Consider the following 19625-nt stretch of genomic DNA (forward strand, 5'->3'; position numbering starts at 1 on the left):
GCACGGGGCGCGGCGGCGTGAGGCGGCGCACCCCGGCGGGGCGGCCGGTCCTTCCCTCCTGGGCCCGCCGGGCGGCGTAGCCTGCCCCCATGCGAATTGTGATTGCCGGTGGCCACGGCAAGATCGCGCTGCGCCTGGAGCGGCTGCTCTCGGCGCGCGGCGACACTCCCGTGGCCCTGATCCGCGACCCGGGGCAGGCCGACGACGTGCGGGCGGCCGGTGCCGAGCCGGTCGTGGCCGACCTGGAGAAGGCCACCGTGACCGAGCTCTCGGAGAAGGTGATGGACGCCGACGCGGTGGTGTTCGCCGCCGGAGCCGGTCCGGGCAGCGGCGCCGAGCGCAAGGGGACGGTGGACCGGGCGGCCGCGGCGCTGCTGGCGGACGCGGCCTCGCTGGCCGGTGTGCGGCGCTATGTGATGGTGTCGGCGATCGGCGTGGACGACGGTCCGGCCCCGGGGTCGGATCCGGTGTGGGCGGCCTATGTGGAGGCCAAGCGGGACGCCGACGCCGACCTGCGGGAGCGCTCGGAGGCGTTGGACTGGACGATCCTGCGCCCGGGGCGGCTGACCGATGAGCCGGGCACCGGGCGGGTCCGCCTGGCCGCGTCGGTGGACAAGGCCGAGGTGCCGCGGGACGACGTCGCCGAGGTGCTGGCGGCGCTGCTGGCCGAGCCGGCCTCGACGGCGTCCGTCGGCCGCACGCTCGAACTGGTCGGCGGCGACGACCCCGTCCCCGAGGCGGTGGAGGCCGCTCTGGCCTGACCGGGCGGCCCGGCCCGGACACGGTGTGTCCGGGCGTGCGCGTCCGGCGTGCCGTGTGCGGCGCCGTGTGTCCGGGAGCGGCCGGACCGGCCGGTTCCGGCCTGTTCGGCCGCTCCCGGGCCCTTCTGGCCAGAGCGGACCCCCAGGCGGCATGATGGGGCGGACGCGGACGGCCCCGCGGACCTCTTGCTCCGCAGCGCCGCGAGGGCAGAGCAGGCAGAGCAGATAGGTACGGTTCATTCCATGAGCGTCACGCAGGTCGTCAGAGACAGCACCGTCGTCGAGCACGCCAAGGTGGCGGCGCAGCAGAACCGCCGGATGTTCATCGTCCAGCTGGACGTCGGCGGGTTCGACGAGGGCTCCAGCAAGGTCCGGCCGGGGCTGACCCGCATCCTGGAGGGGATCGAGGAGGCCGGCTGGCACCTCGACCAGATGACCCCGGTCACCGGCTCGGAGGGCGAGGCGCTGCACCTGTGCCTGTTCCGCCCGGCCGGCTCCGGCGGCCGGAAGGCGGCGGCCGCCGCCGAGGAGCAGGCCCCGGAGGCCGCCCAGCAGCACACCGGACAGCAGCAGGCCTACCAGCAGCACCCCACCGGGGGGCAGCCGCAGGACCCCTACGCGGCCTACCAGTACCAGACCGGACAGCAGCAGGCCTACCAGCAGCAGTACGGGCAGCAGCCCCAGCAGGGCTACGGCCAGCAGCAGTACCCGGGCTACGGGCAGCAGCCCCAGCAGGGCTACGGGTACGGCCAGCAGCCGCAGCAGTACCCGGGCTACGGGCAGCAGCCCCAGCAGGGCTACGGCCAGCAGTACCCGGGGTACGGGCAGTAGGAGGACCGGCAGCCCCCTTCGCGGCCGACCGCCTGGGCCCGCGCACACCTCCGTGCGCGGGCCTTTCGCGTGTCCGGCTCAGGCGGGGGCGGCGGGCCCGGACGCGGGGATCCGGCTCTCGGCGGCCTCGATGTAGGCGCGCAGCGCCGTCCGGGAGCGGGTGAGGGTCGCGATGCGGCCCTCGATGTCGTCGAGGCGGGCGTGCAGGGCGTCCACGAGCTCGCGGCAGGGGGCCAGGTCGGGGGCGGCCCCGGTGGCGCAGGGCAGGATGAAGGCGATGTCCTGGGTCGACAGGCCCGCGTCCAGGAGCCTGCGGATCTGGACGACCCGCGTGACGGCGTCCTCCCCGTACGCGCGGTAGCCGCCGCCGGTGCGGTCCGGGTCCAGCAGGCCCTGGGCCTCGTAGTAGCGCAGCAGGTGCGGCCGGACCCCGGTGCGGCGGCTCAGCTCTCCGATCAACACGCCGGTCCTCCTTGCCCTTCACACCGGTATGAAGGTCGAGGATGCTGTCATCGGTGACCGACGTCAAGGGAGCAGATGTGACCGCCCAGAACCAGGACACGGCCGGATTCGACCCGCACGGGCTGCTGGCGCAGAGCAGGCTCGGCGTCCTCGCCACGATCAAGGCGGACGGCCTTCCGCAGCTCTCCCCCGTGATGCCGTACTACGACCGGGAGGCCGGCACGCTGCAGGTGTCGATGACCGAGGGCCGGGCGAAGACGGCGAACCTGCGCCGGGACCCGCGGGCGGCGCTGGAGGTGACACGGTCCGACGGGCGGGCCTGGGGCACCGCCGAGGGCCCGGTGACGCTGGTCGGCCCCGGGAGCGACCCGCACGGGCCGGAGGTCGAGGCCCTGGTCGACTACTACCGCAGGGCCGCCGGCGAGCACCCGGACTGGGACGAGTACCGGTCGGTGATGGTGTCCGAGCGCCGGGTCCTGATGACGATGAGCGTGGAGCGCGTGTACGGCGAAGAGATCGACTGAGCGGGCCCGAGGGGCCGCACGGCGCGGGAACGGTGCCAAGGCGGTCCCGGGAAGGGGCCGCGACGAGGGCGGGGCGGCACGGTAGTCCGTGCCGCCCCGCCCTCTGGTGTCCGGAGCGCTCAGTCGTCGTCGGGGACCCTCCGCCGCGCGGACCAGGCGAGCGCCAGCCCGCCGCCGGCGGTGACCAGGCCTGCCGCGATGAATCCGGCCGCCCCGGCCCCGGTCACCGGCAGGCCGGGGCCTCCGTCACCGGTCGCGGTGTCCGAGTCGCCGTCGGGGCCGTCGTCGGGGCCGGGACCGGGGGTCGGGCCACCGCCGTGCGTGGGACTCGGAGACGGTTCCGGTTCCGGGCTCGGCGTTGGAGACGGCGACGGGTCCGGGCTCGGAGAAGGTGACGGCGAGGGGTCCGGACCGGGGTCCTCGTCCACCACCTCGGTCTGCACGCACGCCGCGTTGTTCCGGACCTGGCCGTCCCTCGTCGCGGTCCTGGCCACGGCGCAGTTCTCCAGGAGCGTCCCGGGGTCGGCGTCCGCGTTCGCGCGGAGGACGACGGTGAGTTCGGTGCTCTCCCCGGGTTGCAGGTCACCGATGTCGCACCCCACGTGCTCCCCGTCGAGGGTGCACTGGGCCGGGAGGCTCTCGACCGTGGTGTTCTCGGTGTCGAAGTTCTCGAACACGTGCACGTTCTCGGCCGGGACCGGGCCGGTGTTCGTGACCCTGATGGTGTAGGTGATGGTCCCGTCCGGGCTGACGGTCGCGGGCCCGTCCTTGGTCAGCTCCAGGTCCGTCCGGTCGCCCGCAGGGCCCGGACCGACCTCGTTGCTCGCGCAGGACACATTGTTCCCGGTATCGGACTCCCGCGATCCCGTGTAGACGGTCGCACAGTTCTGGATCTGCGTCCCGTCCGCGACGTCGGAGTTCACCGTGACCGTGACCGTCAGCTCGACGGTCTCGCCCGGCGCGAGCGTGCCCAGGTCGCAGCTGATGGTCAGGCCGCCGGGCGGGCACCGGTCGGGGAGCCCGGTGATGCTCACCAGGTTCCCGTCCGTGGGGTCGTGGACCGTGACGTCCACCGCTTCGGACGGCCCGTGGTTGGTGACGGTGATCGTGTAGGTGATCGTGCCGTCGGGGTTCACCGTCGCCGGTTCGGCGGACTTGGTGATCTCCACGTCGGTCATCGTCTGCGTCTGGGCGATGTTCTGGGTGCTCGCGCCGCCGGTGTTGGAGGCCTCGACCGACGCCGGGTTGGTGATGTTGGTCCCGTCGGAGACGCCCGGGTCCACCTTCACGGTGACGCTGTAGGTGAGCGTCTCCCCCGCCCCGACGGTGGTGCCCGTCCCTCCGCAGGTCACCGTCTGCCCGGAGGCCGAGCACCCGGCGGAGGCGGAGACGAAGGAGACGTCGGAGGCGAGGGTGTCGGTCACCGTGACGTCCTCGGCGGCCTCGTCCCCGGTGTTGGTGACGGTGATGGTGTAGGTCGCCTCGTCCCCGATGATCATGGGGTTCGGCTCGACACTCTTGGAGATCTGCAGCTGGGCCGCCGCCTGGGACTCCCGCACGTCGTCCTCGTCCGCCTCGGGCGAAGGCTCCGGTGCGGGCGCGGGTGAGGGCGCGGACGACGGCTCCGGGGACGGCGCCGGGGAAGGCCCGTCCGGCTGCCCCGGGGACGCGTCCGGTTTCGGGATCGGCTCCGGGCCCGGTTCCGACTCCGCGGGCGTGGTGTCGCCTTCGGCGGCGCCGTCCCCCTCCCCCGGCGTCTCCGGCGGCGGAGTCTCAAGCCCCGACGGAGGCCGCTCCTCGGCCGCCCCCGGCACGTCCTCTCCGACCGTTCCGGCCTCCGCGGCCGCCGGGACCGGGTCCGGTGCGGGCTCCGCGACGGCGCTCGCCGGCGCCCCCAGGGGCCACAGCCCGAGCAGCGCCAGCGCCGCGGCCGCCCGGACGGCCCCTCTCCCCGCCGCCTTTCCCACAGATCCGCGCATCCCGCTCCCATGTCGAACCGGCTCGGCCCAATGGGTCCCGATGCTCTCCGGAGAGCCCTCGGCCTTCCAGGAGGCACCCGGCGCGGTGTACGGGACTGGAATGATCTTTACCTCCCCATGAAGGGGGATCACGCGCGCTATCGGAGTTTCGGGCCATCCGTCCCGGATTCCGCACGCGCGGGGACGGCGTCCGATCCGAACATCAGGACGCAATTCCGCCGACATTCGACGCATTCGCCACCGACCTCTCCCAGAAGGGACGGGAGATGCCTCGACCTCTCGCATCGCAATAGCGGAAATCTCGGAAAAGCCGGTCGTTTCGACGGAACATCACTAATGTCGTGGCATGCACGAGACCAACGACCCGCCCGCCCGCGGGCGGTAGCGGCGATGCCCACGAACGCGGAGAGGCGCCGTGGTCGCGATCGAGGACCGGATGCGCAGGGTTCTGTCCGTCCCCGGGGTGAGCCGGGTCGGCCTGGTCCGGGTCTCCGAAGGCCACGAGATCGTGGTGGCGGGCGACGCGGCCCCGGCCCCGGCCCCGGAGGCGGCCGCTCTGCTCCGGGCGGCCCGGGAGGTCCCCGCCTACGCGGGAACCGGGATCGAGCAGCTGGTGGTCACCGACCGGGGGCAGCACCTGCTGGTGGCACCGCTGGACGACGGCGACCTGTGCCTGCAGGTCCGCATGGACCGCTCCGGGGACCACCTCGGGCTGGCGATGCGCCGGCTGCGGGAATGCGCGGCCGAGCCGGCGCCCACGACGGCGCCCGCGCGCAGGCGCCGCACGCCCCCCGACCACTCCCCCGGGCCCCGGGTACGGGTCATGGACGATCGGACCGTCCTCGAACGCGTGCTCATCGGTCTGCGGGGGTTGAACACCGACGTCCCACCGGCCCAGGAGGCGGTGGCCCATTGACCCGCTCCCCATGGCACGACCTGCCCACACGCTTGGCCGCACTGCGCGGGAAGGCGGGGCTGTCGGGCCTTTTCCGGAGAACACGCATTGGAGTGAGGCAGATGCCCGACATCGAGACCGGTCTGAAGGACATGATGGCGATCGACGGCGCGATCGGCGCCGCGGTGGTCGACTACGGCAGCGGGATGCCGCTCGGGTCGCTCAGCGCGACCTCCCAGCTCGACCTGACGGTCGCCTCGGCCGGCAACACCGAGGTGGTCCGGGCCAAGATGCGGACCATGAGCGACCTGGGGCTCCAGGACGCGATCGACGACATCCTGATCACGCTGTCCACCCAGTACCACATCATCCGGCCGCTGACCGGGCGCAAGGGGCAGGGACTGTTCCTGTACCTGGCGTTGGACCGCGAACGCTCCAACCTCGCACTGGCCCGTCACCGCCTCAAGGGGATCGAAGAGAACCTGGACATCTGACCACGCGACGAGACCCCGGACCCCCGCCGGGCGGGCCACCGGGCCCGTCCGGCTCGAGCATCCCCCGCCTTCCTCGCCCGCGCCGAGCGGAACAGAGGGCCCCTCAGCAAATTCGGAACGGGGACGCTCAGTCGACCCCCAGCTCCCTGGTCGACGCCGAGAGCCGGTCCGCGGCCACGCGCCTTCGGCGGTCGTCCCGCACCTTGTAGTCGAGTAGGGAGCCCACTCGCACGCGCCTACGGCGCCCCCACCATCCGAGACTCGGTCTCCTGTGCCTCCAGGAGGGCGATGAGGTGGGTACGGGACACGTTCAGTACCTCGGCGGCCTGATTTGCGGTCAGCCCGGCGCACGCGGGAACGACCGTATTCCGACCGGCGTCTCCCTCCATGATTCCTTTCGACCTCCGGAACGAACGGCGAAGTACCATCACCCGTTCAGTCCGGCGGGGAACCGAGTCAGGTCCCTCGTCGCCGTCGACGTCGGGCATGCGCCGAGGGCATCCTGGCAAGGAACACCCCGGTGCCGCCTCTGTTCCGAGAACCCGGGTCTTCTTCGTCGCCCTGCTTGGCGGACGGGGTCGTCCCAGTCGACACCGAAGATGCGTCTCTCCGACCTCGACCGCGTTCAACGGGCGCTCACCGCCACGGCGCCGCGCGGGCGGGGGCGGTTGGTGCGCTGACAGGCCAGCATCGTGATCGCGTCGAGCGTGGGGCGCTCGTGCAGGCCGGAGGCGTCCATCGCGTAGAAGTGGCCGGAGGTCTCCCCGAACCAGATCACCATCTGCGGGTACCGGGCCTGCAGCCGCGCAGCGGCGGCGTGGGCACCGGCGTGCTCGGGAGAGCGCCCCCAGCGCGTCGTGCTCGGGGCGGGCTTCGTCGTGGTGAGGGACATGTCGTCGGCTCCTCGGTGTCCTGCGGCCGCGCTCCCCGACCATGGGAGCGGTCGCGGGGCGCGGTCGTTCGCGGGTATTCGCAGGTCAGTGCCTCCCGTCGCGGGAGGCGCCCGGCGCTCGGGCCGGTCTGCGGGTGCCCCGGTACGGGGAAGTGCACCGGGACACCCGCGGACCGTGCGGCCCCCTCGTTCCGCACGGGCCGGGATCAGGTCGGTGAGGCTCCGGTCGTCACCGGGCGAGGGCGGCGTCGCGTTTCGCGGCCGCCAGTGCGAACGCACAGCGGGCGCAGGTCGCGGCGTGCGCCTCGATCACGCCGGCCCGCTCGCGGACCAGCAGGCGGAGCAGCGGGATCGGCCCCTTGGCGTGCTCACGGAAGCCGAGGAGGCGGGCGCACCTCGGCGGGACGGGGCGGCAGAACACCGCGTGATAGGTCGCGGGGCCGCAGGGGGCGTCGGCGCGGAAGAACAGCCACCCGCGCGGAGTGAACTCGTCCCGCAGCTCCGGGCAGGGGTGCCGGGGGTTGTTCCGGGGATCGGTGATCGGGTTCATTCGGCGGAACCTCGGACGCCGGTCGTGTTCATATTCAAGAGCATCGCCGGGACAACATCCGAGGTGAAGGGGGTTGTTCAGGGTCCGACGGCGTTCCCTGAGAGTCGAAATTTCCGGGAAAAAGTTCCGCTGACACCGGAGATGTGCTGTGGTATGAGCATGCCCCCCGAGCAGCGCACCGCTCCGCCGCACATGCTTGAGAAGTACGGTCGCGAAGTCCGACGCGCCCGTAACGACGCCGGGTATACACAGGCCGCGTTGGCCAGACGGGTCCGGAGCAGCAAGACGCAGATCTCCAACCTGGAGAACGGGAAGGCGGACCCGTCCAAGAAGCTCCGCGCAGCCCTGGACGAGGCGATCGGTGATGGCCGATTGAGCCGTGTGTGGGACGACCTCACCGGGGACGGACGGCCCGAGTGGCTTGACGAGATCGCAGCGGCGATCAGGGATGCGGACGCCGTCTACGAGTACCAGGCCTTGGCGTTCCCGAGTTATCTGCAGACAGGCTCCTACGCCCGCGCCGTCATCCGGCATGCCGCCCCGTGGATGCCTCCGGACGAACTCGACACCCGTACGAAGGAGCGGGTCGAACGGGCACACAGCATGCAGGAAAGCCTGCGACCTATGCTGTGGCTCGTCGTCGACGAGTCACTACTGAAGCGACGCTACGGAGGCTCCGAAGCGTCGCGAGAGCAGCTGGCATACGTCGCGGCTCTCGCGGAACGGGAGCGTCTGACACTTCAAGTCGCGCCTATGGACCACCCAAAGCACCCCGGCAACGCCGGGGCCTTCCGAGTGCTCACCATGCGAGATGGCCCCGACATGGCGTACGTAGAGAGCGCAGAAGAAGGACGGACCCTCACGAGTTCGACAGCAGTAGCCCGGCGTCGCATGCTGTTCGCGGCCCTACAGGGCGTGGCATTGGACCCGGAAGCGTCCGTGAGGGCGGTTCACGAAGAGATGATGAGGATTGACTAGCGATGTCTGCTGAATGGCACAAGTCCAGCTACAGCGGCGGTACCAATGACTGCGTCGAAGTCCGCGAGTACGCACACGGTGCCGACGTCCGCGACACCAAGCACCGGGACGCCGGGCACCTCTCGTTCCCCCTGGGCGAGTGGGGGGCCTTCCTCCAGGACCTCCGAAGCGAGCGCTTCTAGCCGAACATGCGGCAGGCCCCCGACACCGTTGCGCCGGGGGCCTGCGTCGGCTCTCACCCGTCGGTGCGCGCCACACCGATCGGGCAGGAGGCGCCCGTGCCTCCCACCCCGCAATAGCCGTTGGGGTTCTTCGCGTCGCTCAGGTACTGCTGGTGGAAGGGCTCGGCGAAGTAGAACGGGCCCGCCTCCACGATCTCGGTGGTGATGGGGCCGTAGCCGGAGCGGGTCAGGACCGGCTGGAAGGCGTCGCGGGAGGCCTCGGCCGCCGCGCGCTGGGTCTCGTCGTGGTACAGGATCATGGACCGGTACTGGGTGCCCACGTCGTTGCCCTGGCGCATGCCCTGGGTCGGGTCGTGGCCCTCCCAGAACACCTTCAGCAGTTCCTCGTAGGTGATCTTCCGCGGGTCGAAGACCACGCGCACCGCCTCGGTGTGGCCGGTGCGCCCGGAGCAGACCTCTTCGTAGGTGGGGTTGGGCGTGTAGCCGCCCTGGTAGCCGACGGCCGTGGTGATGATGCCGCGCTCGGCGCCCAGCCGCCAGAACGTGCGCTCCACACCCCAGAAGCAGCCCATGCCGAAGTCGGCGATGCTGCTCCCCTCGGGGTAGGGCGGCGCGAGCGGGGTCCCCAGGACCTCGTGGCGCTCCGGAACCGGCATCGGTGTGTCCCGGCCGGGCAGCGCCCGCTCCGGGTCGGTCATGGTGCTCTTCTGCCCGAACATGCCTCCACGGTATCCGCCCGCTCGCCCTGGCCCCAGGGTTCCGGGTAGGGCCTGGCCCACCCGGAGACGGGCCCCTGGCGCACAGACCGGGGCCCGGGCCGGTGCCTACGTTCGTGGGGAACGAGCCCCGATCGTGCGCCGACCCCCACCGGAGGCCCCCGATGCCCTTCCCGTTCTGCGTACCGGCGGCGGCCGCGGTGCTGCTCGCCGTCGCGATCCCCACGGCACCCGCGCTGCCCGAGGCTCCCCCGTCCACGATCCCCGACGGCTCCGCCGCCGCGCAGGCGCGGGCGGACACCCCGGACTCCGAGGAGGTGCGCGCCTTCCTCGACGAGCGCGTGCCCGCGCTCATGGAGGAGCACGGCGTCCCCGGCGCCGGCGTCTCCGTCGCCGGCGGCGGGGAGGTCCTGGCCGCCGAGGGCTACGGCGGGGCCGNACCCCGGCCGCACCGCCTTCCCCACGGCGTCGATCGCCAAGTCCTTCACCGCCGCGGCGGTCGTGGAGCTGGCCGAGCGCGGCGAGGTCGACCTGGACGCGGACGTCAACACCTACCTGCCCGAGGACGAACGGCTCCCGGACGACCCTCGCGGGCCGGTCACCCTGCACCACCTGCTCACCCACACCGCCGGGTTCGCCGAGCAGCTCGACGGCCTGCGCGCCCCCTCCGAGGAGGGGATCCTCCCGCTCGGCCGCTACGTCGCCGACCTGCGCCCCGATCGCATCCACCCGCCGGGCCGCTACACCGGATACTCCAACTACGGCTACGTGGTGGCCGGCCGGGTCGTGGAGCAGGTGACCGGGGAGCCCTTCGGCCCCTACATCGAGCGGACCCTCTTCGAACCGCTCGGCATGGAGCACACCGCGTTCGGCGGACCCGACACGGTCGGCGCACGCCTGGACCTTCCGGCCCTGTACGGCTCCGGTCAGGACGGCCGCGAGCGCCTGGAGTACGAGTACATCAACGGCGCCCCGGCCGGGAGCGCCTTCTCCACCCCCGCCGACATGGCGGTCTTCATGCTGGAGCTGCTGCGCGAGCGCCCCGCCGGCGGGGACGTGCTCACCGACGGCGCGGTGGAGGCGATGCTCGGCCGCCAGGCGGCCAACGATCCGCGCCTGACCGGGAGCGGCTACGGGGCGTGGGAGCTGCGCACGGACGACCCGCGCGCGATCGGCCACGGCGGCGACGGCCCCGGCGTGCACACCCAGTACGCGCTCGTCCCCGAGCACGGCGCCGGGATCTTCGTGGCCGCCAACGGCGACGGGACCTCCGAGGGCATGTTCACCCTCCGGGACGACCTCGTCCGCGCGTACCTGGAGCGGTTCCACGGCGCCGGGCCGCCGGAGGCCGGAGGCGGGGGGCAGGACGGCGGAGTGGAGCGCTATGCGGGCACCTACTCGATGACGCGCATCCCCCACCGCGAACCCGCCGAGGCGCTCTACGCCGCCCTGCAGACCCGGGTGAGCGCGGACGGGGAGCGCCTGCGCACGGTCGACCCGCTGTCCGGGGCGGCGGAGTGGCGCCCCGCCGGGGACGGCGTCTTCCACGCGGTCGGGGGCGACGCCGCAGAGAAGGGCTTCAGGCTGGTCTTCATCGAGGAGGACGGCCGGGTCACGGCCATGGGCATGGACCACATCCCGTCCAACGCCTTCGAACGGGTGCCCTGGTACCGCGACGCCCTGGTCCAGGGCGCCGCGGCGGCGGCCTCCCTCGCGCTGGCGCTGTCGACGCTCGTGTGGCCGGTCGGCGCCGCGGTGCGCCGCCTCCGGGGCCGCCGCTCGCAGGGGCACGGCGCCGGAGCGGCGTCGCCACTGGCCGTCGGCGCACGCTTCGTCGCGGGGCTGGCGTCGGCCCTGGCCGTCGCCCTGGTGGCGGGCTCCGGCGCCGCCCTGGTACTGCAGGGCATCGGCCCGGGGACGGCGCTCTTCCCGCCGTACCCGCCACTGCTGACGGCCCCGATGACGGCGGCGCTCCCGCTGACGGCCGCGGCGGCGGTCCTCGCCGTGCCCGCCTGGGTACGCGGCTGGTGGGGACCGGCCGCGCGGGTGCACTACACCCTGGTGGTCGCGGCACTGGGGGTGCTGTCGGCCCTCGCCCTGGCCTACGGCTTCACGGTCCTGCCGGGGGTCTGAGGGCGCGCCCCGGGCCGCCGCTGCGGGCCCCGCCGTCCAGAACGGGCGGCGGGGCCCGTTCGGGTTCACGGCATCAGGCGTGGTGTCCCGCTCCCTCTGCCCGGGGCCGCCCCGCGGGGCAGGAGTACGGCCGATCCCCCTCTTCGCCCCTTCTGGCGGCCGGGAGAGGGCATCGATCGTGCTGGTTTCGCCACGTCAGACCGCCGATAGTGGTGATACCGCCACGGTCGACGGCCCGATGGCACCGCCCACCGGAATCGAGCGGACGGTCAGCGGTCGCCCCTCTACGTGGCCGCCGTCGGCGCCGGGGGCGACGACGCCCGGACGACGGTGACGCCCCTCGCCGGGAAGACCCCGTTCGACCTGGGAATTCACCCGTCAACGCGGCTAATGCCGGTCGTTAGCAGATCTAACTACCGCTCATCGGATGTTTCCCCTACTCTGCTGGGGTGTCCGAGACCGATCGCGGCGTGCTCCTCGGGGCCAGCGCCTACCTCATGTGGGGCCTGACCACCCTCTACTGGCCCCTGCTCGAACCCTCCGCTCCGCTGGAGATCCTCGCCCACCGGATGGTGTGGTCCCTGCTGGTCGTGGGGGTGCTCGTGTCCCTGCGGCGGAGCTGGCGGCCGGTGCTGGCGGCGCTGCGCACCCCGCGGCAGCTGCTCGTGCTCACCGCCGCGGCGGCGGTCATCTCCGTCAACTGGGGCCTGTTCATCGTCGCCGTGAACTCCGGCCAGACCTCCCAGGCCGCCCTCGGCTACTTCATCAACCCCCTGGTCAGCGTGGTGCTGGGGGTGCTCGTCTTCGCCGAGCGGCTGCGCCCCGCCCAGTGGACCGCCATCGCGCTGGGCGCCGTCGCGGTCGCGGTGCTCACCTACGCCTACGGCGGCGTCCCCTGGTACTCGCTCGGGATGGCGTTCTCCTTCGCCACCTACGGCCTGGTCAAGCGCTTCACCACGCTCGACGGCCTGCAGAGCCTCACCGTCGAGACGCTGCTGATGCTCCTGCCCGCAGTGGCCTACGTGGTCCACCTGGAGTCGTCGGGAGCCGGGACCTTCGCCTCCCTGTCCCCCGCGCACACCCTGCTGCTGGTGGGCAGCGGCATCGCCACCGCCGTGCCGCTCATGTGCTTCGGCGCGGCCAACCGCCGCATCCCGCTCAGCCTGATCGGGCTGCTGCAGTTCGTCGTCCCGGTGATGCAGTTCCTCTTCGCCTGGCTGGTCTTCGACGAGCCGCTGCCGCTCAGCCGCTGGATCGGCTTCGGGGTCGTCTGGGTCGCCCTCGTCGTCTTCGCCACGGACATGCTCCGCAACGCCCGGCGCCCCCCGCGGCCCGAGCCCGAGACGGAGCAGACCGCCCGCCCCGGCGCCCAGCCCGACGCTCAGCCCAACTGATCCACGTGCTCCTCGCCCACGTCCCCCGGGTCCGGCTTGCGGTGCCGGCCCCGGGGCCGGTCCTCCGCTCGTGGTACGGGCACCTCCGGTGCCAGCCCGTAGTGCGCGAAGACGGCGTCCTCCTGCTCGACCGAGATGTGCCGGTCGACGGCGAAGCTCGGAGCGCTGCGCACGGTCTCGGCGTCGAAGGGCACCTGCAGCCCCTCGTCGACCACGTGCGCCCCGCGCAGCGGGACGAAGCTCTCCCCGGTCCCGAACACCCCGGTGCGCACGGTCACCCAGGCCGGTTCGCGGGTCCGGTCGTCGAAGAACACCTGCCCGATCCGGCCCACCACGGTGCCGACGGAGTCCAGCAGCCGGTTCCCGACCAGCCGCCGCGCCCCCGAATAGTCCGCCACGGCGTCCACCCCCCGGTGCCTCTGCCCGGCGTCCTGCCAGGTCAGATGCGGTGCTTCCCTCCGCACCGGGGGTTCATGCCGGGGATTGCCAGGGCCTTACGCACCCGGGGACGGGGCGTGACCCCGCGGGCTCTGCGACAGGCCGCTCAGGACGCTCGACCGGCTCAGCCCGTGCGCTCCACCACGTAGTCGCACAGCGCCTCGAACGCCTCCCGCGCCGGACCCTTGGGCAGCGGGGCCAGCTCGGTGCGCGCCCGGTCCGCCCAGCCGCGCATCTCCGCGCGCGCCTGCTCCATGGCCGTGTGCGCGCGCAGCAGCCCCAGCGCCTCGTGCGCCTCCTCCTCGTCCAAGGGGCGGCCCAGCAGCGAGCGCAGGCGCGCGTCGGCGGGGTCGGTGCCGCGCAGCGCGTAGAACATGGGCAGGGTGAGCACGCCCTCGCGCAGGTCGGTGCCGGGGATCTTGCCCGAGTCGCGGGGGTCCCCGGCCACGTCCAGGATGTCGTCGGAGAGCTGGAAGGCCATGCCCAGTGCCTCGCCCGCGCTGGTGAGCGCCTCGATCACGTCGCGGTCGGCCTTGCCGAAGATCGCGCCGAACCGCGCCGAGGAGGCGATGAGCGAGGCCGTCTTGTCCGCGATCACCTGCATGTAGTGGTCGAGCGGGTCGGTGCCCTCGGCCGGCCCGGCGGTCTCCAGGATCTGCCCCTGCACCAGGCGCCCGAAGGTCCGCGCCTGCAGCCGCACCGCGTCGGTGCCCAGGTCGGCCAGCATCTCCGAGGCCCGGGCGAAGACGAAGTCCCCGGTGAGGATCGCCACGGAGTTGCCCCAGCGCTGGTTGGCACTGGTGTGGCCGCGGCGCATCTCCGCCTCGTCCATCACGTCGTCGTGGTAGAGCGTGGCCACGTGGGTGAGCTCGACCACGGCCGCGGCCGGGACCAGCTCGGGGTTGCCGGCCGCCCCGCCGAACCGCGCGGACAGCAGCACCAGCGTCGCCCGGAACCGCTTGCCCCCCGCCTCCAGCAGGTGGGCGGCGGCCTCCCGGAGCAGCGGGTCGCTGGCGGCCACCGTGTCCCGCAGCGTCTCCTCGACCCGCACCAGGTCGGCCTGGACCTCTTGGGCGAGCACCGGGTCGATACTCGGCAGAGCGAGGAAACCGCTCGGGACAGCACCGCTCACCAGAAAGCTCCACACGTCAACGGGGCGCGCACCACCCCGGATCCGGCCTGGCGCCGGTCCGGCATATCGCGCGCTCTCGGGATGAACATCGACCGACTTGCCAAGTTATCGGACCCGGATTGAAGAGCCAAAGCCACCCACCGCCCGTGAACCGCCGGTGACCTCCTGCGGCGCGGACCCCCCGGTGCCGCCCGGGCACCGGCGGGTCCGCGCCGCCCGAGCGGTGTCACCGTGTGAAGACCCCGGCGGTGGCCACCGCCTCCTGCCCGGGCTCGGGAACCAGGTGGTCCAGGACCGGTGTGGGGTAGATCCCCAGCACCAGGGTGGCGGCCACGCCCACGCCGATCGCGGTACCGGTGAGCGCCCCGGCCCGGGCGGTGTGCACCGTCCCCTCGGCGGACGGTTCGGCGAAGTACATCAGCACGATGATGCGCACGTAGAAGAACGCGGTCACCGCGCTGCTGAGCACGCCGACCACCACCAGCGGCACCGCGCCGGCGGCCACCGCCGCCTCGAACACCGCGAACTTGCCGATGAACCCGCTGGTCAGCGGGATTCCGGCGAAGGCCAGCAGGAACAGCGCCAGGGCGCCGGCCAGCGCCGGGGAGGTGCGGCCCAGCCCGGCCCACCGGGACAGGTCCCCCGCCTCGGGGCCGCCCTCGTGCGTGCGCACCAGGGTGACCACGGCGAAGGCGCCGACGGTGGTGAAGCCGTAGGCCGCCAGGTAGAACATCGCCCCGGCCAGCCCCGCGGAGTCCGCGGCGACCACCGCGGTCAGCACGAACCCGGCGTGCACCACCGAGGAGTAGGCCAGCAGCCGCTTGATGTCGCGCTGGGTCACGGCCACCACCGCGGCCAGCACCATGGTGAGGATCGCCACCACCCAGATCATCGGCCGCCAGGCCTCGGCGGTGTCCCCGAAGGCGGTGAAGAACACCCGCAGCAGCGCCCCGAAGGCCGCGACCAGGGTGCCCGAGGCCATCAGCGCGGTGATCGGGGTGGGCGCCCCCTGGTAGACGTCGGGCTTCCAGTTGTGGAAGGGCACCGCGCCGACCTTGAACAGCAGCCCCGCCCCGACCAGGGCGATCCCGAGCAGCAGCAGCGGCTCCCCGCCGCCGCCCTCGAACGCGCCGCCCCCGCCGGCCCGGACCGCCTCGGCGACCCCGGCGTAGTTCACCGTCCCGGAGAACCCGTACACCAGCGCGATGCCGAACAGGAAGAACGCCGAGGAGAACGCGCCCAGCAGGAAGTACTTGACCGCCGCCTCCTGGGAGAACAGCCGGCGGCGCCGCGCCAGCCCGCACAGCAGGTACAGCGGGAGGCTCATCACCTCCAGGGCGATGAACAGGGTGAGGAAGTCGTTGGCGGCCGGGAACAGCAGCATGCCCAGCACCGCGAACAGCACCAGGGGGTAGACCTCGGTGTGCTCGGAGCCGGCGAGCACGTGCGCGCGCTCCTCCTCGCTGCCGGGGACTGCCGCCGCCTGCGCGGCGAACGCGTCCTCGCCCTCCCGCCGCTCGGCGATCAGCAGCAGCGCGATCGCGGCCATCACCAGGATCGTGCCCTGGAGGAACAGCGCGGGGCGGTCGACCGCCACCGCGCCCATGGCCAGCGTGGTGCCCTCCGCGGGCACCGAGCCGACCTGCAGCACGGTCAGCACGAACGCCGCGACCAGCGCGGCCGCGGTCAGCCCCAGCTGCACCGGGCGCCGCCGCGCCTTGGGGGCGAAGGCCTCCACCAGGACGGCGAGCACCCCCGCCCCGAAGACGGTCAGCATCGGGGCGAGCAGCCAGTAGTCGATGGCCGGTGGTGCGTCGGTGATCACTCGTGGGCTCCTTCCTCGCCGCCCGCGACGGGGCCCGCCCCGTCGACCGCGGGCGCGGGGTCGACGGCGTCCAGCTGGACCATGGTGCGCTCCACCGCGGGCTCGGCGGCGTCCAGCATCGGCTGCGGGTAGACGCCCAGCAGCACGATGAGCGCGGCGAGCGGGGCGATCGCCGCCACCTCCCGCGCGTCGAGGTCGCGCAGGCCGGCCAGCCGCTCGGGGACCGGGCCGGTCATGGTGCGCTGGTACATCCACAGGATGTAGAGGGCCGCCAGCACCACCCCGACCGCGGCGATGACCGCCGGGACCGGGTTGAAGGCGTAGGTGCCGACGAACACCAGGAACTCGCTGACGAACGGCGCCAGCCCGGGCAGCGCCAGCCCGGCGAGCCCGGCCAGCAGGAAGGTCCCCGCCAGCACCGGGGCCACCTTCTGCACCCCCTGGTAGTCGCCGATCGCCGCCGACCCCCGGCGGGCGAGCAGGAACCCGACGATCAGGAACAGCGCCCCGGTCGCGAAGCCGTGGTTGACCATGTACAGGGCCGCCCCGGACTGGGCCTGGGTGGTCATCGCGAAGATCCCCAGGGTGATGAACCCGAAGTGGGAGACCGAGGTGAAGGCGATCAGCCGCATCATGTCGCTCTGCCCGATCGCCAGCACAGCGCCGTAGACGATGCTGACCAGGCTCAGCGCCACCGCCGGCCACACGAACCAGGTGGCGGCCCCGGGGAACAGCTCCAGGCAGTACCGGAGCATGCCGTAGGTGCCGACCTTGTCCAGCACCCCGACCAGCAGCACCGCGGTGCCCGGCCGGGAGGAGGCCGCCGCGCTCGGCAGCCAGCTGTGCAGCGGCCACATCGGCGCCTTGATCGCGAAGGCGATGAAGAAGCCGAGGAAGAGCCAGCGCGCCGCGGCCGGGTCGACCTGGGCCAGCGCGCCGCCGGCCAGGTCGCTCCACAGGAAGGTGCCGCCGTAGACGTACACCCCGATGACCGCGACCAGCATCAGCAGTCCGCCGGCCAGGCTGTAGAGCAGGAACGTGACCGCGGCCCGGCGCCGCTCGGCGCCCCGCCCGTAGCGCCCGATCATGAAGTAGACCGGGATCAGCATGGCCTCGAAGAAGACGTAGAACAGGAAGACGTCGGTCGCCGCGAAGACGCCGATCATCATCGCTTCCAGGAGCAGGATCAGGCCGAAGTAGCCCTTGCCCCCGTCGTCGGCGTCGTCGCACTCGTGCCAGGCGGCCAGGATCACCAGCGGCACCAGCACCGCCGACATCAGGATCAGCATCAGCGCGATGCCGTCCACGCCCAGGGCGTAGTTGATCCCGAACCGGGGGATCCAGGGGTGCACCTCCTGGAACTGCAGCCGGTCGGCGGCGGCCGTGGAGAAGTTCGACGCCATCGCGGCCATCAGCGCCAGCGTGCCCAGGGACACGCCCAGCGCGATGCGCTTGGCCAGCCCGGGGGCCCCGCGCGGGACCAGCGCCACGGCCAGCGCGCCCAGCGCCGGCAGTGCCAGTCCCAGTGTCAGCCAGGGGATGTCGGTCATCGGCTCAAATCCTCACTGCCAGCGTGGCGACGACGACGGCGGCGCCGAACAGCATGGTCAGCGCATAGGTGCGGGCGAACCCGGTCTGGGCGCGCCGGAGCCCGCCGGAGGTGTCCCGGACCCCCGAGGCCACCCCCCGCACCGCACCGTCGACGACGTGGGTGTCGATGGCGACCAGCGCCTCGGTGACGGCCTGCCCCGGACGCATGAGCAGGCCCTCGTTGATCTGGTTGCCGTAGAGCTCGTTGCGCGCGGCCACGGTGACGAGATTGCCCGCCGGGGCGGTGCGCGGCACCGGGGCGCGCCCGTACATGAACCACGCCACCGCGGCGCCGGCGGCCATCAGGCCCAGCGCGGCCAGCGCCGGCCCGCTGGTGAACAGCGCCGCGAAGTGGAACTCGTGGTGCTTCTCGGGGGCGCCCACGGCCGGCTCCAGGAAGTGGGCGAAGCGGTAGCCGTAGACGAGCACGGCCCCCAGCCCCACCGACCCGACGGCCAGCACCACCATGGGCGCGGTCATCGAGACCGGGGACTCGTGCGGGTGCACGCCCTCGTCCCAGCGCTTCTCGCCGAAGAAGGTCATGATCATCACGCGCGTCATGTAGAACGCGGTGAGCCCGGCGCCGGCCAGCGCGCACCAGCCCAGGACCTGGCCCATGGCGCCGCCGGCCCCGAAGGCCGCCTCGATGATCCCCTCCTTGGTCCACCAGCCCGACATCAGCGGGAACCCGATGATGGCGAGGTAGCCCAGGCCGAAGGTGGCGAAGGTGACCGGCATGGCCCGGCGCAGGCCGCCGTAGCGGCGCATGTCCACCTCGTCGTTCATGCCGTGCATGACCGACCCGGCGCCCAGGAACAGTCCGGCCTTGAAGAAGCCGTGGGTGACCAGGTGCGCGATGGCGACCGCGTACCCGGCCGGGCCCAGCCCGGCCGCCAGCGTCATGTAGCCGATCTGGCTCATGGTCGACCCGGCCAGGGCCTTCTTGATGTCGTCCTTGGCGCACCCGATGACCGCCCCGGCCAGCAGGGTGGCCGCGCCGACCACCGCCACGGTCGCCTGTGCGGCGGGCGCCGCCTCGAAGACCGGGCCCGCCCGCACGATCAGGTAGACCCCGGCGGTGACCATGGTCGCCGCGTGGATCAGCGCGGACACCGGGGTGGGGCCCTCCATGGCGTCCAGCAGCCAGGACTGCAGCGGCAGCTGGGCGGACTTGCCGCAGGCGCCGAGCAGCAGGAGCAGCCCGACGGCGGTCAGCACGCCCTGCCCGGCCCCGTCCAGGCGCGCGAACACCTCGGAGAAGGTCACGGTGCCGAAGGTGGAGAACATCACCATGACGGCGATCAGCAGGCCCATGTCGCCGACCCGGTTGACCAGGAAGGCCTTCTTGGCCGCCACCGCCGCCGACGGCTTGTGCTGCCAGAACCCGATGAGCAGGTAGGAGGCCAGGCCCACGCCCTCCCAGCCCAGGAAGAGCAGCACGAAGTTGTCGGCCAGCACCAGCACCAGCATCGCGGCCACGAACAGGTTCAGGTAGGCGAAGAACCGGCGCCGCCGCTCGTCGTGGGCCATGTAGCCCACGGAGTAGACGTGGATGAGCGTGCCCACCCCGGTGATGAGCAGCACGAAGCTGATCGAGAGCGGGTCCAGCAGCAGGTCGGCGCCGATGCTCAGGTCCCCGGAGGAGAACCAGGTGTAGACCGGCACCGCGATGCTGCGCTCGTGTTCGCCGCGGCCGAGCATCTCGACCAGGGCGAGCACCGCCCACACGAAGCTTCCCGCGGGCAGCGCCACCGCGAGCCAGTGGCCCCACCCGTCGGTGCGCCGGCCGCCCAGCAGCAGGACGGCCGCGCCCAGCAGGGGCAGCGCGATGAGCATCCAGGCGCCGCCG

19 protein-coding genes are annotated in these 19625 nt (G+C 72.8%); 9 read left to right on the forward strand and 10 right to left on the reverse strand.

Translation table 11 applies throughout. The features are described from left to right. Positions 1–89: 89 nt before the first annotated feature. Together D450_RS0107555 and D450_RS0107560 are read left to right on the forward strand one after the other, a co-directional pair. A complete protein-coding gene (locus tag D450_RS0107555) occupies positions 90–761 on the forward strand; it encodes an NAD(P)H-binding protein (protein WP_026124396.1) in 672 nt (223 codons plus the stop codon). 243 nt (positions 762–1004) lie between these two features. Beyond that, on the forward strand, positions 1005–1592 hold the full coding sequence (locus tag D450_RS0107560) for a hypothetical protein (RefSeq protein WP_017538066.1): 588 nt from the start codon (positions 1005–1007) through the stop codon (positions 1590–1592). Between the two features lie 78 nt (positions 1593–1670). On the opposite strand, the gene D450_RS0107565 is transcribed toward D450_RS0107560, so the two are convergent. After that, positions 1671–2054 (reverse strand): MerR family transcriptional regulator, encoded by a 384-nt coding sequence (locus D450_RS0107565; protein WP_017538067.1) that lies wholly within the window; start codon positions 2052–2054, stop codon positions 1671–1673. Between the two features lie 77 nt (positions 2055–2131). Between D450_RS0107565 and D450_RS0107570 the strand changes: the two genes are divergently transcribed. Beyond that, positions 2132–2578, forward strand: coding sequence for a PPOX class F420-dependent oxidoreductase (locus tag D450_RS0107570; RefSeq protein ID WP_017538068.1), 447 nt, complete (start codon positions 2132–2134; stop codon positions 2576–2578). A gap of 119 nt (positions 2579–2697) precedes the next feature. Here the strand turns inward: D450_RS0107570 and D450_RS0107575 are convergent, their stop codons facing one another. Next, a complete protein-coding gene (locus D450_RS0107575) occupies positions 2698–4557 on the reverse strand; it encodes a COG1361 S-layer family protein (RefSeq protein ID WP_152520811.1) in 1860 nt (619 codons plus the stop codon). A gap of 415 nt (positions 4558–4972) precedes the next feature. Between D450_RS0107575 and D450_RS0107580 the strand changes: the two genes are divergently transcribed. Continuing rightward, positions 4973–5473 (forward strand): hypothetical protein, encoded by a 501-nt coding sequence (locus D450_RS0107580; protein ID WP_017538070.1) that lies wholly within the window; start codon positions 4973–4975, stop codon positions 5471–5473. 101 nt (positions 5474–5574) lie between these two features. Further along, positions 5575–5946, forward strand: a complete 372-nt coding sequence (locus D450_RS0107585) for a hypothetical protein (RefSeq protein WP_017538071.1) — start codon at positions 5575–5577, stop codon at positions 5944–5946. Positions 5947–6571: 625 nt separating this feature from the next. Here D450_RS0107585 and D450_RS0107600 read toward each other — a convergent pair. After that, positions 6572–6838, reverse strand: a complete 267-nt coding sequence (locus D450_RS0107600) for a hypothetical protein (protein WP_017538074.1) — start codon at positions 6836–6838, stop codon at positions 6572–6574. A gap of 229 nt (positions 6839–7067) precedes the next feature. Beyond that, the gene (locus D450_RS0107605) at positions 7068–7388 is read right to left on the reverse strand and encodes a hypothetical protein (RefSeq protein WP_017538075.1); all 321 of its coding nucleotides are present in this window, start codon (positions 7386–7388) and stop codon (positions 7068–7070) included. Positions 7389–7412: 24 nt separating this feature from the next. Between D450_RS0107605 and D450_RS0107610 the strand changes: the two genes are divergently transcribed. After that, positions 7413–8366 carry a helix-turn-helix domain-containing protein gene (locus D450_RS0107610; RefSeq protein ID WP_241483087.1) on the forward strand — a complete coding sequence of 318 codons (954 nt, stop codon included), beginning with the start codon at positions 7413–7415 and terminating at the stop codon, positions 8364–8366. 2 nt (positions 8367–8368) lie between these two features. Next, positions 8369–8548: a DUF397 domain-containing protein gene (locus D450_RS0107615; RefSeq protein ID WP_017538077.1), complete on the forward strand. Its 180-nt coding sequence runs from the start codon at positions 8369–8371 to the stop codon at positions 8546–8548. Between the two features lie 53 nt (positions 8549–8601). On the opposite strand, the gene msrA is transcribed toward D450_RS0107615, so the two are convergent. Next, complete coding sequence (msrA, locus tag D450_RS0107620; RefSeq protein ID WP_017538078.1) at positions 8602–9267, reverse strand: peptide-methionine (S)-S-oxide reductase MsrA; 666 nt, start codon at positions 9265–9267, stop codon at positions 8602–8604. Positions 9268–9735: 468 nt separating this feature from the next. Here msrA and D450_RS0107625 point away from each other — a divergent pair, with 468 nt between their 5' ends. Together D450_RS0107625 and rarD are read left to right on the forward strand one after the other, a co-directional pair. Then, positions 9736–11397 (forward strand): serine hydrolase domain-containing protein, encoded by a 1662-nt coding sequence (locus tag D450_RS0107625; protein WP_241483090.1) that lies wholly within the window; start codon positions 9736–9738, stop codon positions 11395–11397. 449 nt (positions 11398–11846) lie between these two features. Continuing rightward, a complete protein-coding gene (rarD, locus tag D450_RS0107630; RefSeq protein ID WP_017538080.1) occupies positions 11847–12791 on the forward strand; it encodes an EamA family transporter RarD in 945 nt (314 codons plus the stop codon). Here the strand turns inward: rarD and D450_RS0107635 are convergent. The 5 genes from D450_RS0107635 to nuoL form a co-directional block, all read right to left on the reverse strand. Beyond that, a complete protein-coding gene (locus D450_RS0107635) occupies positions 12779–13189 on the reverse strand; it encodes a PRC-barrel domain-containing protein (protein ID WP_241483088.1) in 411 nt (136 codons plus the stop codon). The two genes, rarD and D450_RS0107635, sit on opposite strands and share 13 nt — an antisense overlap. A gap of 164 nt (positions 13190–13353) precedes the next feature. After that, on the reverse strand, positions 13354–14361 hold the full coding sequence (locus D450_RS0107640) for a polyprenyl synthetase family protein (RefSeq protein WP_026128431.1): 1008 nt from the start codon (positions 14359–14361) through the stop codon (positions 13354–13356). 226 nt (positions 14362–14587) lie between these two features. Continuing rightward, positions 14588–16186 (reverse strand): NADH-quinone oxidoreductase subunit NuoN, encoded by a 1599-nt coding sequence (gene nuoN, locus D450_RS0107645; RefSeq protein WP_017538083.1) that lies wholly within the window; start codon positions 16184–16186, stop codon positions 14588–14590. Beyond that, the gene (locus D450_RS0107650) at positions 16183–17736 is read right to left on the reverse strand and encodes an NADH-quinone oxidoreductase subunit M (RefSeq protein ID WP_017538084.1); all 1554 of its coding nucleotides are present in this window, start codon (positions 17734–17736) and stop codon (positions 16183–16185) included. The genes nuoN and D450_RS0107650 overlap by 4 nt, the downstream gene beginning before the upstream one ends. Positions 17737–17740: 4 nt before the next feature. Further along, positions 17741–19612 (reverse strand): NADH-quinone oxidoreductase subunit L, encoded by a 1872-nt coding sequence (nuoL, locus tag D450_RS0107655; protein WP_241483091.1) that lies wholly within the window; start codon positions 19610–19612, stop codon positions 17741–17743. Positions 19613–19625: the final 13 nt, after the last annotated feature.

This window comes from Nocardiopsis halophila DSM 44494 (assembly GCF_000341245.1).
Classification (GTDB): domain Bacteria; phylum Actinomycetota; class Actinomycetes; order Streptosporangiales; family Streptosporangiaceae; genus Nocardiopsis_A; species Nocardiopsis_A halophila.